At 44.3% G+C, this 16,036-nt stretch carries 13 protein-coding genes; 5 read left to right on the top strand and 8 right to left on the bottom strand.

Features of this window, described 5'->3' with window-relative positions:
- Position 1 precedes the first annotated feature (1 nt).
- Positions 2-361, bottom strand: a complete 360-nt coding sequence (locus JMX03_RS13165) for a hypothetical protein (RefSeq protein ID WP_201597307.1) — start codon at positions 359-361, stop codon at positions 2-4.
- A gap of 605 nt (positions 362-966) precedes the next feature.
- Here JMX03_RS13165 and ypfJ point away from each other — a divergent pair.
- Positions 967-1,854: a KPN_02809 family neutral zinc metallopeptidase gene (gene ypfJ, locus JMX03_RS13160; protein ID WP_201597305.1), complete on the top strand. Its 888-nt coding sequence runs from the start codon at positions 967-969 to the stop codon at positions 1,852-1,854.
- Positions 1,855-1,985: 131 nt separating this feature from the next.
- Here the strand turns inward: ypfJ and JMX03_RS13155 are convergent, their stop codons facing one another.
- From JMX03_RS13155 to trxA, 3 genes are all read right to left on the bottom strand, one after another.
- Positions 1,986-2,237: a hypothetical protein gene (locus JMX03_RS13155; RefSeq protein ID WP_201573290.1), complete on the bottom strand. Its 252-nt coding sequence runs from the start codon at positions 2,235-2,237 to the stop codon at positions 1,986-1,988.
- Positions 2,238-2,789: 552 nt separating this feature from the next.
- Positions 2,790-4,058, bottom strand: a complete 1,269-nt coding sequence (rho, locus tag JMX03_RS13150) for a transcription termination factor Rho (RefSeq protein ID WP_201573292.1) — start codon at positions 4,056-4,058, stop codon at positions 2,790-2,792.
- Positions 4,059-4,574: 516 nt separating this feature from the next.
- The gene (gene trxA, locus JMX03_RS13145; protein WP_201573294.1) at positions 4,575-4,901 is read right to left on the bottom strand and encodes a thioredoxin; all 327 of its coding nucleotides are present in this window, start codon (positions 4,899-4,901) and stop codon (positions 4,575-4,577) included.
- A 423-nt stretch (positions 4,902-5,324) separates the two neighbouring features.
- Here trxA and JMX03_RS13140 point away from each other — a divergent pair, with 423 nt between their 5' ends.
- Complete coding sequence (locus tag JMX03_RS13140; protein WP_201597303.1) at positions 5,325-6,038, top strand: RluA family pseudouridine synthase; 714 nt, start codon at positions 5,325-5,327, stop codon at positions 6,036-6,038.
- 26 nt (positions 6,039-6,064) lie between these two features.
- On the opposite strand, the gene JMX03_RS13135 is transcribed toward JMX03_RS13140, so the two are convergent.
- A complete protein-coding gene (locus tag JMX03_RS13135; protein ID WP_201597301.1) occupies positions 6,065-7,006 on the bottom strand; it encodes a D-2-hydroxyacid dehydrogenase in 942 nt (313 codons plus the stop codon).
- A gap of 428 nt (positions 7,007-7,434) precedes the next feature.
- On the opposite strand from JMX03_RS13135, the gene rapA reads away from it, so the two are divergent.
- The gene (gene rapA / locus JMX03_RS13130; RefSeq protein WP_201597299.1) at positions 7,435-10,323 is read left to right on the top strand and encodes an RNA polymerase-associated protein RapA; all 2,889 of its coding nucleotides are present in this window, start codon (positions 7,435-7,437) and stop codon (positions 10,321-10,323) included.
- 514 nt (positions 10,324-10,837) lie between these two features.
- Positions 10,838-11,740: an acyl-CoA thioesterase gene (locus JMX03_RS13125; protein ID WP_201573302.1), complete on the top strand. Its 903-nt coding sequence runs from the start codon at positions 10,838-10,840 to the stop codon at positions 11,738-11,740.
- 19 nt (positions 11,741-11,759) lie between these two features.
- On the opposite strand, the gene mutY is transcribed toward JMX03_RS13125, so the two are convergent.
- The 3 genes from mutY to JMX03_RS13110 form a co-directional block, all read right to left on the bottom strand.
- Positions 11,760-12,980, bottom strand: a complete 1,221-nt coding sequence (gene mutY, locus JMX03_RS13120; RefSeq protein ID WP_201597297.1) for an A/G-specific adenine glycosylase — start codon at positions 12,978-12,980, stop codon at positions 11,760-11,762.
- Between the two features lie 324 nt (positions 12,981-13,304).
- Positions 13,305-14,258, bottom strand: a complete 954-nt coding sequence (gene ylqF / locus JMX03_RS13115; RefSeq protein WP_201597295.1) for a ribosome biogenesis GTPase YlqF — start codon at positions 14,256-14,258, stop codon at positions 13,305-13,307.
- A gap of 248 nt (positions 14,259-14,506) precedes the next feature.
- Complete coding sequence (locus tag JMX03_RS13110) at positions 14,507-15,244, bottom strand: dienelactone hydrolase family protein (RefSeq protein WP_201597294.1); 738 nt, start codon at positions 15,242-15,244, stop codon at positions 14,507-14,509.
- Positions 15,245-15,523: 279 nt separating this feature from the next.
- Between JMX03_RS13110 and JMX03_RS13105 the strand changes: the two genes are divergently transcribed.
- Positions 15,524-16,033 (top strand): YcgN family cysteine cluster protein, encoded by a 510-nt coding sequence (locus JMX03_RS13105; RefSeq protein WP_227695937.1) that lies wholly within the window; start codon positions 15,524-15,526, stop codon positions 16,031-16,033.
- Positions 16,034-16,036: the final 3 nt, after the last annotated feature.

The raw sequence follows: 16,036 nt of genomic DNA, 5'->3' as shown, positions 1-16,036 counted from the left end.
ATTACTGTGCTGGCTCTTCAACAACTGTATCAGCTTCAGCTACAGCTACGTCAGTTTCGCTAGCTACGTCCATGCTAGTAGTAGCTTCGCCGTCGACAGGAACTTCAGCATCCATTTCGTCAGTAGCAGTAGCAGCTTGTGCATCAGCAATATCAGCTTCAGCAGCTTCTACGGCTTCTACAGCGTCAGCAGTAACAACTTCGCCGTCAGCAGCAGCTTCGTTTAGCTCTTCTTGTGCGTCTTGCACTTCTTCTTGTGCGTCAGATAAATCTTCAGCAGCGTTTTCGGTGTTGCTATCACAGGCAACTAAGCCCATAGAAGCAGTCATGATACCAGCAAGAGCAAGTAATTTAAGTTTCATATATATTCTCCAGGAAATGAAATGAGCAGTAGCAGCTCCTGAGGGTTGAGTATTCGAAATATTTCGAAAATCAACTGGTCTCAGTTACAGCTACTCAGCTTGCAGGCATTCTATACGTTTTTTTTTCAAAAGAAAAGGGGTTGTACAATTAAGTAACAATAAGATAGTAAATAAACTTTACTAATACTACTTTGGTATAGGATTTTATACATCTTATGAAGATGTTTTGCGTATAATCAACTAAAACGCTGAGAAGTGGTATCGTATCAAGCAACTCTTTATTCGTCAGCCAATAAAAGTTAGAGATACAATCTCTATTGTCGCTGTCATTTGTGAGACTTTATATCATCATGATAATAAAGGCAAATATAAAAGGCTATTCAGCCATATAGGTAGTCAACAAATCAAGAAAGTCTAACAACCACTGACAAAAGACTTACATGAACGATTAAAGTATAAGGCTTTATCTAGGAGATTAAAAATTAATGAGAATTAATATCATTTTAGTATTTTTGAAGATTGAGCCTGATATATTGTGACTATGATGAGCTGTTAAACCAACAACGATAATTAAAAATACAAACCATATATTTAAGGAATACATTATGAAATGGCGCGGTAGAAGAGGGAGCTCCAACGTACGTACCAGTAGCGGCGGTGGCAAAATGATCGGTGGCGGTATCGGGGGTATTATCATTGCTGGTATTTTATGGTTGGTATTTGGCGTGAACCCAATGACCGCCTTACAAACGGGTCAAGTAGTGGCTGGTGGGGGTAGCAGTACTTCAACTGAGCCTGCGACAGGCGATGACCGTGATACTCAGTTTGTGAAGGTTGTACTCGCTGATACTGAAGAAGTGTGGCATCAAATATTTAATGAGGGTGGACAAACTTATCAAGAGCCATCATTAATCCTCTTTAATGGTCAAGTGACTTCAGCTTGTGGCAGCGCGACGTCTGCAACCGGTCCTTTTTATTGCCCAGGTGACCAGACCGTTTATCTTGATACTTCTTTTTTTGTAGAGATGCGTCAAAATCTTGGTATCGCAGGTGATCAACAAGGATCAGGCGATCAAGAGAACCAAGGCAGAGCTGGTGACTTCGCTCAAGCATATGTCATCTCTCATGAGGTTGGTCATCATGTGCAGACGTTGCTAGGGATTACTCAGCAAGTCAATCAGGCCAGTCGTCAAGTCACTAAAGTACAGGCAAATAAGCTGTCAGTACTTCAGGAGCTACAAGCAGATTGCTTTGCAGGCGTTTGGGCGAATCGTAATCAGCAACGTGTACAGTTTTTGGAGCCTGGTGATATCGATGAAGCAATAAATGCTGCCAGTCAAATCGGTGATGATCGTCTTGCTCAGGCCAGTGGTCGGATGGTGACACCAGATAGTTTTACTCATGGTAGCAGTCAGCAGCGTGTCAGCTGGTTCACTAGAGGCCTTGAGAGTGGCAGTGTTCAATCTTGTGATACCTTTAGTGGAGCAATATAAAGAAATCTTTTGGTCTTATAATAAACGCTAATCATAAAAAAAGCCTACAATTGAATTGTAGGCCTTTTTTGTGCTCGAATTTAAGCATTATAAGTTCCTAAATTTAAGCACGTTCGATAACAGCCGCTTAATTATTTGTTGCTGTTGTCAAGAATATAAGCACCTGCACCACCAACAGCAGCACCAGCGAGCGCGCCACGTGCGATGTCTTTACTGTCGCCACCACTTCTGATAAGTGCACCAGCAGCAGCGCCTGCAGCAGTACCTTTAGCCGTATTGCTCAAGCCAGTATTATACCCGTATCCACCAGTTGAGTTACAACCAGTCATGATTAGAGCCGAGCTTGCAATAGCAGTCATTGCGATAGTTTTAGCGAATTTCATATTATCACCTATTAAGTCATAAAATTTTATAATAAGATATTTCATTGCCACTGATTTTAAGAAAAGCATTAAATGCTAAACTAAAAGCATTGGCCATGAGTTCAACATAGCATAGATAGACTCTCTCATTCAATTATGAGTAAGTAAATTAAGCCAAGCCAAAATGCTGATATCCTATAAATGATGTTAGTTACTAAAGTATGTTTGTACTAAGCTCAAGTTACTAAGCTCAAGAATAACCTATTAAACCTTGCAAGTCGTAGTAAAAACGCTAATCTTTGCAATACCGTGTAATCGATGTTTCTCTACTATATCATTACCAATCAATTCGTTTATTAATCATTAGTATTCTTGTGTTTCTATCAATAGTAAGCTAACACTATTGAGGAATTATTTAAGCAATAAAAAAGACCGCAATCATGCAGTCTTTTTAAAATTTAATAGAACCTTCATAAACGTTTAAATAGCACAGTCTTCATACTCAGATAAAGTTACACGTTTATTCAAAAAGCAGCTGACAGTCTAAGAAAGAGTTCTGCTACTTCAGGCTTATTAATTCTGTGACTTACGTTTCATTTGCTCAAAGAACTCATCATTGGTCTTTGCTTCTTTGAGACGATCGAGTAAGAATTCAGTGGCTTGCGAGCCGTCCATAGGCTGAAGTAGCTTGCGCAGAATCCAGACCTTGCGTAGCTTATCTTCATCTAGCAGGCGTTCTTCACGGCGTGTGCCAGATTTTTTGATGTTAATCGCAGGGAAAACACGTTTTTCAGCCAAATCACGCTCAAGGGTAATCTCTTGGTTACCCGTACCTTTGAACTCTTCAAAGATAACGCTGTCCATTTTACTACCAGTATCAATCAGAGCACTGGCAATAATGGTCAAGCTACCGCCTTCTTCAACGTTACGTGCAGCACCGAAGAAACGTTTTGGGCGCTCAAGGGCGTTGGCATCGAGACCACCCGTCAGCACTTTACCCGATGACGGGATCACAGTGTTGTAAGCGCGAGCTAGACGAGTGATGGAGTCAAGTAAGATAACCACATCTTGCTTGTGCTCGACCAAACGTTTGGCTTTTTCAATGACCATTTCAGCGACTTGTACATGGCGCTGCGGCGGCTCATCAAAGGTAGAGGCGACCACTTCACCGCGTACGGTACGTACCATCTCGGTAACTTCTTCTGGACGCTCGTCAATGAGTAACACAATTAAGTAGCATTCAGGATTGTTACGGGTAATCGATTGCGCGATACTTTGCAACAGGACGGTTTTACCAGCTTTTGGCGGTGCCACAATAATAGAACGCTGGCCTTTACCAATAGGGGCAATCAGATCGATAATACGACCTGTCAAATCCTCAGTGGTACCGTTACCTATCTCAAGCTTAAGCTGCTCAGTTGGGAAGAGTGGCGTTAAGTTCTCAAAAATAAGCTTGTGACGCGAGCGATCTGGAGTATCAAAGTTGATTTCGCCTACTTTTAGTAGCGCAAAATAACGCTCGGAATCTTTTGGTGGCCGAATGGTACCAGCGATACTGTCGCCTGTTTTGAGACTAAAGCGTCGAATCTGACTGGGACTGACGTAGATATCGTCAGGACCTGCCAAATATGAGCCTTCAGATGAGCGTAAAAAACCAAAACCGTCCGGTAGCACTTCAAGGACACCGTCGCCATAGATGGCTTCGCCGTTACGGGCATGGGTTTTTAGGATAGCAAAGATGATGTCTTGTTTACGGCTACGCGCCATATTATCAAGACCCATTTCTTTGGCGATAGCCAATAGCTCGGCGATGGATTTTTTCTTTAATTCAGTTAAATTCATAGATAGGTCATTAGCAATTTATCAGGCGAGAGATGCCGTTAGCAGCACAACCCACGACATGGATGAAACAACGATAGTATATCGATAGGATGTGTGCACAGAATTGAGTTATATCTAGCATAGATTTTTATGCATCAGATTATCATTGGCTGCCCAATATGTTGGCAGGATGACAAAAAGTGAAGATGATAAAGAAGGCTACATAAGAGTCTACGATAAGAACTCAGTATCAGTAATAGTGTTTAGTAGTTTTTTCAAAAATAACAATTGTGTTTTGTGTTGATAAACACTAGGAGAATAGCGACAAGACGCTCAGGAAAACTGTTATGTTTCTCTTGTCAGCAGACTATACGGTTTTCACGCCAGACTTGTCAATAATTATTACGAAAAAAGTGGTATTATTCATTTTTTTATTGATATAACCACAAAAAAGCCATCATCTTGTACAGATAATGGCCAATTTGGTTTTCATAAGCGTTTTTGAGTACTTTTTATTTAGCACTCATAGCCAATGACTTATAGGTGCTTATCAAGCACTTTAGCCAGCTCAGCTTTTGGCTGTAAGCCCATGACTGAATCCACTTTTTCACCGCCTTTGAAAACAAACAGGGTTGGAATGTTGCGAATGCCAAAACGGCTAGCAGCTTGTGGGTTATTATCTACGTCCACTTTGACAATTTTAACTTTGCCTTGGTAGTCGGTGGCCAAATCTTCTAAAATAGGCGCAATGGCTTTACAAGGACCACACCAAGCAGCCCAAAAGTCTACCAAGACAGGTACATCTGACTGCAACACGTCTTGGTCAAAATTGGCATCGGTAGTATTAACAATAAGGTCTGACATAGTTTTTCTCTCTTGTTGTATTATCTCAGCTACCAGTCGATGATAAACGCATTAATGGAATAAGTTCAAACACTTATTCTGCTAATTGCGCACACATTGGCAGCTAAAGAAAGGTTAAGTATGAATGAAAATATGCCATTATATTAACATGTTTGCCAGACGTTGGTAGCTGCTAGCAGGTTAAATTGCTCAACAATTGATATAAGTACAATAAATCACAACACTCAGTCACAATATCAGTCAATAAGCGTTGTATGGTCTATATTCACGCCTAACGAAAATAAGTACCAATATTAGAATTAGACCCGTAGCGCTTTACTGTTTTTATAGTGAAGCGACTGTGTAGGTTTTTGGATAGAACCTATTGTTTATTCATCATATATAAATCAACTTTTAACCCATTACTATAAGTAGCCAATTTTTATGCCTATCACCGATGATGTCGTAATTGAACTAAACCAACAAGAAACCCAGTATCCGATAGAGTTTTTTCAAGCGTTTGCACGAGAGATTACGGTATATGAGGATGATGATATTTGGGTGGTCGATAAGCCTGCAGGGCTATTGAGCGTCGATGGCAAAACGCTGAAGGTGAGTCTGCTATCACGACTTGAGCGCGCCAATCCAAGTGTAAAATTGATTCATCGGTTGGATATGGATACCTCTGGGCTGCTGATATTTGCAAAAAACGCTGCCGCGCAAAGCAATATCAGTAAGCAGTTCATTGATCGCTTACCACAAAAGACCTATCAAGCGCGGGTTTTTGGTAAATGGGAAACCATAGGTGCAACGGGCAGGATATCAGTACCAGTGCGTTACGAGCCAACAACCAAGCCGCGCCACATCGTCGACCATGACTGGAAAAAAAACGCCCTCACGCTATATGAGGTGCTTGGCTATGAGGAGTGCAATGGGCAAGCGGTGACACGCGTTGCACTCAAGCCGGTCACAGGGCGCAGCCATCAGCTGCGGGTACATATGGTGCATTGCGAGCACGTCATCATTGGAGACCCTATCTATGCTGAGGGTGCTGCGTTAGAGGTTGCGCCGCGACTGAATTTGCATGCGCAGCAACTGCGACTCAAGCACCCAGTATTGGGTGCTTGGATGGATTGGGAAAGCCCAGTACCTTTTTAATAGATCCTATTAATTGAGTTTGGCCTTTAGTGCTGACTAATGAAGTCAGCTACTTGTCTGCTTAAGATTTGCCATAAAGTTTCCTGTGCGCTTTTGCTACCCCAAGCGTTGTGCGGGCTAAATATCACGCGAGGATGGTGAGCAATGCTTAGTAAAGGATCATTATCAACGATGGGTTCTTGTTCGAATACGTCACTGGCATAGCCAATAATCTGTTCATTTTGCACAGCATCAGTGAGCGCCTGACTGTCGACGACACCGCCACGGGCAACGTTGACAATCAGCGGTTTTTTAGCCATTTTTGCCAAGGTGTCTTTGTTTATTAGATGCTTGGTATGTTCATTTAACGGGCAATGTAAGCTGAGCACATCTGAGCGGGCGAGTACGTCATCAAATGCCGTATAGTGATCGCTACGCGGCGTGCGCCCTTGATGCTCTGCCCAGAGGACGGTCATGCCAAAGGCACGGGCAATTTCAGTGACGCGTTTGCCAATGGTACCGACACCAATGATGCCTAGGGTTTTATCTTCCAAATCTATCAACGGGATATCAAGTAGACAGAAGTTGCCATCATCCTGCCAGGTGCCGTCGATGGCTTTATTATGATAGTGCAGTCCTGCACGCATGGCGCTGAGCATAAGCATAAAGGTATGTTCGGGCACGCTTTTCACCGCATAGCCGGCGACATTATAGAGAGTAACGCCATGCTTATCACAAGCGTCTTGATCGACGTTATCCATACCAGTCGCTGTTAATTGAATCAACTTGAGGTTAGGCAGGCGACTGATGACATCAGCAGAGATCTTTACCTTATTGGCAATGATGATCTCAGCATCTTTACTACGCTCTATAATGAGTTCTGGATCTGAAGCGGTGTCATCATAGGTAATGTAATCACTTATCCCTGTTGGTGCTGGCAAGTCTACGCCATCAGAAAACGTCCCTTTATCTAAAAAAACTGCTTGCATGTCCGCTCCTTGTTTATACATCACTATTGGCCAGATATTTCATCATTTATACAAAGTGTTTCTTATACTGATGTTTTTAATACTGGTTGTATGGCTGTTGATGTGGTTTGTTTTTTGTATGGTCTGTACAAGCATTCAATGTAGCATGCTTTGCTCAAAAACAAAAAAGCAGGCTGAGCATTGGGATATGCTCTTGAAAATGTAACTTACTGCACGCATCTAGCAGGTTACGTTATATAATGCTGCACCTGACTGGCTGAGTCGGATAAAAGCTTAGCCAGAACTACTTATAAGTACCTATTAAATAAGCATCTGCTAAAACATGGTGCCCGCTTTATATGGTAATGGTTGATGCTGATCTTTTTGGATCAATGCAGTCGCTGTTACCAACTATTTTCTTATCATCTGAGTACAAAAGACATCGCCCTATGACTATCTCTGCCGCTTCATTGCACAGTACCGAATTCGCCGTTGGCCAACGTTATTTATCTGATACTGAATCCGAGCTTGGATTGGGTGTGGTCATCGATGTCGATGACCGCTGTGTGCACATCTTGTTCCCGCAAAGCGAAGAGACACGCGTATATGCAAAAAACTCTGCACCGCTATCACGGGTAGTATTTAAGGTTGGCGATAGTATCAGTGACCAACAAGGCAATGATTATATTGTCACTGCTGTCGATGAGGTGATGGGCGTACTCAAATACAGTGTCGATGAGCACGAAAAAGGCATCATGGAAACCCGGCTTGCAGCAAATATCACCTTGGCAAAACCGCTTGAGCGTCTATTAGCAGGACGTATAGAGCGCGGCGATTGGTATGAGCTGCGTCAAGATATTTTGCGTATGCAATCAGCGCTGGCGGGTCACCCACTCAAAGGCTTGATGGGCGCGCGCGTCGATATCATTGAGCATCAGCTTTATATTGCGCACGAAGTCGGCAAGCGTATTGCACCGCGTGTGTTGCTCGCCGATGAGGTGGGTCTGGGTAAGACCATTGAAGCTGGCCTGATTATCCACCAGCAGCTACTCACTGGTAAGGCTGAGCGTGTCCTCATATTGGTGCCTGACAGCTTGCAATATCAGTGGATGATTGAGCTGCGTCGCCGTTTTAATCTTAACTTTGCGTTATTTGATTTGGTACGTACCGCTGCTATTAAAGAACATGATCCTGAGCAAAATGTGTTTTTGACTGAGCAATGCATCATTGCGGGAATGGACTTGCTGCTTGATCACCATGACCTTTATGAGCAGGCAATAGATGCTGGCTTTGATTTGCTCGTCGTCGATGAAGCGCATCACTTGCACTGGGATCAGGAGATGGGCGGCAATGAGAAATATGATTTGGTCGCCGATTTTGCAGAAGAGACGCCTGGCGTTATGCTACTGACGGCAACTCCAGAGCAGTTGGGTGCGCAAAGCCACTTTGCTCGTCTGCGCCTGCTTGATGCCGATCGTTTTGATGACTTAGATGAGTTCATCGCGGGTCAAGATGCGTTCGCTGAAACCGCCGCCGTGGCAGGGGTATTGATAGAAGACAAGCCCTTAAGTGCTGGCCAGATTACGGCTTTGACTCATCTGTTGGACGTAGATGCTGATGAGCTGGCTACCATTAATGAAGATGACAAGCTGCGTACTTATGCGCTCAATGAGCTACTAGATCGTCATGGTACTGGACGGATACTGTTTCGTAATACCCGCGAGAGTGTCAAAGGGTTTTATGGCCGTAGCAGTAGGCCACATCCTTTGCCGCTACCTGAGGCGTGGCAAGACAGCTATCAAACCAACGGCAAACTGCGTGAGCAGCTGTGGGGTGAAGAAAATCAGCCCGACGGTGGCTGGCTAGAAGATGACCCACGTGTGCCATGGCTGATTGATATTTTAAAAGGTGAGCTAAAACACGAAAAAGTACTGCTCATTGCCCGTAGTGGCGCGACCGTAGAAAGCTTGGAAGCAGTATTGCGCTTACATGCTGGTATCAAAACCGCTATCTTTACTGAGCAAATGGCGTTACTGGAGCGTGACCAAGCGGCGGCATTCTTTGCCGATAGCGAAGGCGCGCAGATACTACTGTGCTCTGAGATTGGCTCTGAAGGGCGCAACTTCCAGTTTGCAAACCAGCTTATCTTATGGGATTTACCTGCCAATCCAGATATCTTAGAGCAGCGCATTGGTCGCCTTGATCGTATCGGGCAGACCAAGCAAATCACCTTGCATGTGCCTTATGTTCAAGGCACGGCACAAGAGCGCATGTATCAATGGTATGACAGCGCACTCAATATGTTTAACCAAATATCGCCAACCGCTCAAAGTGTGCAAGAGCAATATATCCAAACGCTCAAGCCCTTACTTGAAGGCGCAGATACCGCTGACAATCATGTGCTTTTACAAGATTTAATCGTAGAAGCCAAGCAATTAAGACTGGCATTGGAAGCGCAGCTACAAGCGGGACGAGATCGCCTGCTAGAATATAACTCTTGTCGTCCTCGTGTCGCTGGTCGTATTGCCAACGCGATGCACGAATTTGACAGTCACAATCTACTGCCGCAGTTCATTGAGCGTTTCTTTGCCTCGGCCAATATAGATCACAGTATCCAACGTGATGGCTCATGGGTGATTGCCCCAGTCGATAGCACAGAGATTAGTGAGTATATCGAAGGGTTACCACTTGGTGAAGAAGACGGCATGACACTGACGTTTGAGCGTGAGCAAGCGCTACAGCGTGAAGACATTGATTTTATCACTCATGAACACCCATTGATGCGCGCGATTTATGAGTTGGCGACCAATACTACCTTTGGTAATACCACGGTTGCGATGCTTAAGAGTGCTGCGATGCCGCAAGGGATGGTGATGCTAGAAGTGAATTTCCGCGTGGAAGTCATTGCTCCGAAAGTATTGAATTTGCCAGCGACTTTACCTGCCCAAACGATTCGGGTTTTTATTAGTGAGCAAGGCAGCGATCTGTCCGCACGTATCAGCAGTGAGATGATCTTGCCTCATATCGAGCGCTTAGATAAAAACCGTGCGCGGCAGGTCGTAAAAGTGCGCGGTGATGTGATAGAGCAGCGTTACTATGAAGCCGAAGAGATTGCACGTGCGCAGCTTGCTGACATTGGTGCGCAAGCAAATGAGCGCTTCAGTCAGCAGTGGTCTCGTGAAATCAAACGTCTCAAGCATTTGCAAACCATTAACCCCAATGTACGCCCTGCAGAAATTGAGCGTCTAGAGCAGCTGCAAGAGCAAGGTGAACAGGCGTTAGCCAACTTATCATTAGTACCAGACTCCATCCGTGTGTTGGTATCGGTTAAACCGTAGCCGTAATAAATGAGAGTAAAGGAGAGGTGCTAAACAGCGCCTCTTTTTTCATGGACAGCGCTAGCATTACTTAAAAGTAAAGTCATTGCTCAAAAAAGTGCTACCTAAGCAGTCAGGCTAAAGCGTGTGCGTATGCTGTCAGCAACTGGTCAAAGCCATAAATATTGGGTAAGATGTTTGCCGTTTTATGTGATTATGAATCTGAGCAAAGCTGACTGCTACTGAGCGTACTGAGTCATACATCTTTGTTGAGTGCTGCATACGCCTTATATTTAGCTGAATGTAAGACTGTTATGGATTTAAACGCGCTACTGGTATAAATTTTACTTGCGTGCTGCGTACCCAGAGGCTGCGCAAAATTCATCCCAGTAGCGCTATGACATTTTTAGAGTGTATCGATTATATTAATAATAAACACCAGGTATTGGCTCATAAGTATGTCGTATCACCAACATAGCGCTCATCTATAACCATAAAAAAACATAGTCATTGAAAAAATAGGAGACTTACCGTCATGTCTAATTATTTACAACTTATTGATGAGCTCCTTGCTACCGTATCATTGATAGAAGTAAGTCCCGATGTGTTTGAAGGCAAAAGCCATGACTATGTCGGTGCTCGTATTTTTGGTGGACAAGTGCTTGCGCAAGCAATCATGGCAGCTGCTCGTACACTGGATGAAGACAAGCCCTGCCATTCGTTGCACGGGTATTTTTTGCGCGGTGGTGATATCGATCAGCCAGTCATCTATCAAGTGCGGCGCCTGCGGGATGGTCGCAGCTTATCAGCGCGTGAAGTGACGGCCATTCAATATAAGCAAGTAAAAGGTAAGCCGCCCGTTGAGCAAGTGATATTTTCAATGATCTCTTCATTTTCAGCGATGGAGGAGGGCTTGGAATATCAAGAAGACATGCCTGTGTATCCACCGCCAGAAGATCTGCCGACCGAGCAAGACTTAAAAGAAGAATACGTAGGCAAAATACCTGATGCGCTTAAGGCACGTTTTATGCGTCGTCGTCATGTAGAGATTAAGCCTGTTAAGCCGCGCGACCCCATCAATCCAGAACCGATGAAACCCAAGCAAGCCAACTGGCTGCGTATTCGCGAGCTTGGCGCGCAGCCTGTCGCTATTCAGCAAGCACTATTGGCATTCTCATCTGATTTTTATTTGGTCGGTACAGGGCTGATGTCACACGGAGTTAGCTTTATGACTAAAGGTCTGCAAGCGGCAAGCATTGATCATTCGATGCATTTTCATCGCCCGTTTGATCTAAATGATTGGCTATTATATGACATGTGGAGCGATACGACCTCCAATGCGATGGGACTTAATCATGGTCAGTTTTGGCAGGATGGCAAGCTAGTGGCAACTGTACAGCAAGAAGGCTTGATGCGTCTGCGGGTGCCTAAGTCTTAACCCTATTATTAATTAGCCTTTAACCCTCTATAATTTTGCCCATCGCGCGTGGTAAGCCTAAACTGTCCTCAGCTTGCTGCGTGGTGAGCCATCTAAACTCTATTTCAGCAGCACCTAGCTTATCGTTTAATTCAGTTATCTGTGTCGTACTAATAGATAGCTTGTATGGCGTCAAATACCAATGAAAGTGCGTCAACGTATGCTTAATTGGCGCATCGTCAAGCAAGGTATTGTTCATTGATTCTGCGATTATCTTATTTTCTTCTAGCCATTCATTGATAATCTGCTCAGCGGTGGTAAATTCTGTCTCATATACTTTTTCGTTGCTGCGCACATTTAACGACTTATCTTTTGTGCTGTTTTGTCCCTTACCCGTTTTGCCATCAACTCTCTCTACAAACTGCAATGGCAGACTCCATAGCCCACCCCAAATACCGTTATCAGGGCGTTGAAGCCATAAAAGTTCGTCCTCAGTGTTCTGAATCAATAATGCATGGCTAAACTTACTGGGTTTGGGCGGCTTTTTTGCTTTGACTGGATACTCAGTTTCACGCCCCTCAGCATGTGCCAAGCAGTCGTCTTGTAGCGGGCATAACAGGCAGGCAGGCTTGCTACGTGTGCATAAAGTTGCGCCCATATCCATCATGGCTTGCGCAAATAATCCTGAACTCTCTCTAGGGGTCAGACGCTTCGCTAATGCCCACAGCTCTTTAGTCGTGGCAGATTTGGTAATATCACCGTCAATCGCCGCCCAACGCGTCAGCACCCTTTTGACATTACCATCACAGATGACGCCATAACGATGCAGCCCCATCGCCATAATTGCGCCAGCGGTAGACGGGCCAACGCCAGATATCGACTCCCAACCTGCTAGGGTTTGCGGAAAGTCGCCAGTCTCATCAATTATCTCGACCAATTGCTTCGCGCCTTTATGCAAATTCCGCGCGCGCGCATAATAGCCCAAACCCGCCCAATGCTCCGCCACTGTATCCCACTCTGCTGCGGCTAAATCTTGCACCGTTGGAAAGGTGTCCATAAAACGCGCAAAGTAGGGCAGTACAGTCGTTACTTGCGTTTGCTGGAGCATGACTTCTGATAACCAAACGACATAAGGATTGGGTGTGTCGGTCTGATGCTGTTGCCAAGGTAAGTCATGGCGACCGTTAATTTCGAACCAGTCGAGTAGGCGGGGGGCGAAGGTGTTTAAAGATGATTCAGGTTGAGAGAATAAAGTAGACAAGCGTATTCCTTGTAAATCAAAATAGCATTTTTAAAAATATATGATTAAGGTGGTTTATGGGGTGTAATGAGAGTTGATGCAAGGATGTAATGAGTCCTTATCGGTGCGCTGGGCGCACCCTACATAAGCTCAAAAAAAGATACAGATTGATATTATAAGTATGAATTGTAGTTATCTCCGCCAAACGTAGTCTGCGCGGATTGCCTTTAGGGAGATAGATTTGAATGGTCTTAGCAGATGGAGTCATAGTAGCCTTTATGAGTAATAAAGTTGGTCTAAACTTTGAATATTAAAAATTTTTAATTACGCAAGCTATGTAGTAATCTACTTCCGATTCTTCCTTGCACGCTTTTTACGTAAACGCTTTTCTTCTAGTTTAGCTTCTTTTTTCGCTTCCGCTTGTGCGCGTATTTCCTCTACCAATAACAGCTCCTCTTCACGCATTTTTGGTGTCTCTAAAGTAATGCGACCCAGTGTGCCACTGCGCAGCTCATTGACCAAAATCTCAGACATACGGTAGGTATCAACGACGCCGCCTTTTTTTAACAGTCCTCGATTACGTCCCGCAACGTCAAAAAACTCCCAGTCGGTTTTTGGTAAATCTTCGACCTTATAACGCTCTTTGAGCAGCTCAGGATATGCCTGAATCAAATATTCAGCGGTGTAGCCAGCCACATCATCAAAGTCAAAAGCCGTATCTTTGATACCGCCCGTGGCTGCTAAGCGGTAGCCTGAATTGGGGTTTTCAATTTTTGGCCAGAGCATGCCAGGTGTATCATAGAGCATGATGTCATCATCGATTTTGATGAGCTGCTGCGACTTGGTAACGGCAGGTTCATCGCCCGTTTTGGCGATGCTGCGTCCAGCCAGACTGTTGATCAGCGTCGATTTACCAACGTTTGGTATGCCCATGATCAGCACTTTAATTTGCCGACCAGTACCGACTTTGTTAGGCATTAATTGTTTACATATCTGCACGATACGTTTGACTTCGCTGGATTTATTGTCGTCGCAGGCAATGGCTTTGACTTGATCCTGACTTTCTAAATACTCAATCCACGCTTGCGTTTGATGGGGGTCGGCAAGGTCTGCTTTATTTAATATTTTAATGACAGGTTTTTGTCCACGTAGCGCTGCCACCATCGGGTTTTCGCTACTGTATGGAATGCGCGCATCGATGACCTCGATGACCACATCCATCTCTGGCATGATCTCTTTGATCTCGTTGCGGGCTTTGTTCATGTGTCCAGGGAACCATTGGATACTAGCATTACTCATTGATCTAACAACCTTTTTTAATAATATGTCAAAAGCAAGATGGTGATTTCATACTTTTGTGATGGCGTTAAGTTTACTACAGAAACAAAGTCATCAGGCTAGAATTTCCATTCATTCTATTCTTTAACAAAAGCTAAAATTGACAAAAACTAAAAAAGCCGCTTAATATCATTAAGCGGCTCTCATGGTTTATCGTAAGGCTATTTAGCTTGTTTTATACATGGCCTTATAAAACGCAGTTATAAAAACTACGCTAAATGAGTTTTCATAAAGTCCATCATTTTATCCCAGCTTTGCTTGGCAGCGGCTTCGTTGTAGCCCAAATCCACATCGTTTTTGGCAGCGCGCTCATCCGCATTAGGGTTGGTAAAGCCGTGCTTAGCATTGTCATACACATCAACAGTGTAATCGACGCCAGCGTTTTCCATTTCTTTTTTGAAGTCTTCTACTGCATCCATAGACACCATCGAATCATCACGTCCGTGGGCAAACAAGACTTTTGCACTAAAGTTTTTGTCCGCAGGCTGTTTGGGTGTCGGGTTACCGTGGAAGCTGGCAACTGCTTTTAATGGCATGCCAACGCGGGCCATATCAAGCACGATTTTGCCACCGAAGCAAAAGCCAATTGCGCCCAGATTGTCTTTATCAACCGCTAATTGATCACTAAAGTCGTTAAGAATCAAACGGCAGCGTTCCATCAGCATGTCTTGATCTTCAAGTACTTGCGTCATCCACATATTAGCCATCGCAGCATCTGCTGTTAGCTTACCTTCGCCGTAGACATCCATTGCTATCGCAGCATAGCCTGCCTTTGCTAAACGCTCAGTCACTGATTTTGGGTAATCTACTACTCCCCACCACTCTGGGGCAACCATGATACCCGCGACTGGGTTGTCTGCCGAAGCATCTTCAGGTAGCGCAATATAACTGATTAGCTCAACGCCGTTTTCTGTCGTACTAATAAGCTCATAAGTCTTAATTGACATATTATTTCCCTTTTATAGTTTGAGTTTTATTTACTTATATTTTTGTGTCTTCAATGTGCAGACTCGTATTACCATAACGCCCATCAGCAATAAAAACAGCTATAATACTGTAACTCTCTCTATCAAAATGTCTCTATATTAAAGAGCTACTGCAATTTTATGACTATAAATTTGTTAAATAACAATGAAGCCAACTCAAATTCTGATTCAGACTCTCAATCAAAGTTTGATGCAAATGCTAAAACGGATCCATCTGTGACTTTGTTTCCTGAGTCTGATATTGGCAATGATGTTAGTACTAAGACGGCTGATTCACTGCGCCCACAGTTTTGGGAGCGCTTTGCGTTGGCAGAACTCAAGCATAGCGAATGGGAAGCGTTATGCGATGGCTGTGGCAGCTGCTGCCTCATTAAGTATATCGACGAAGATGAGCAGGGCAATGTGGACGAGGAGTTGGTCGAATATACGGATGTCACTTGCAAGCTGATGGACTGTGCTACAGGCTACTGTAGACATTACGAATCACGCCAAGAGTATGTACCAGACTGTATCCAGCTGACGATTGAGAATTTACCTGACATGATGTGGCTGCCCGCGCACTGTGCATACAAGCGCTTGTATAAAGGCCAGTCATTGCCTGCATGGCATCTACTATTGACCAAAGATGCAGTAGCCACGCAGCAGCAAATGCGCGCGGCCAACGTTGGGGTAGCAGGGCGCTGCGTCTCAGAGACAGGTATGTCTGATGAAGAAATGGAGATGCGCGTGGTGACTTGGGTGACGCCTTAGTCG

Origin of the sequence: Psychrobacter fulvigenes (assembly GCF_904846155.1) — a bacterium.
In the GTDB taxonomy this organism is placed as follows: Bacteria; Pseudomonadota; Gammaproteobacteria; order Pseudomonadales; family Moraxellaceae; genus Psychrobacter; species Psychrobacter fulvigenes.
The sequence above is the reverse complement of the archived record's forward strand: the minus strand, read 5'-3'. Positions and strand labels throughout refer to the sequence as shown.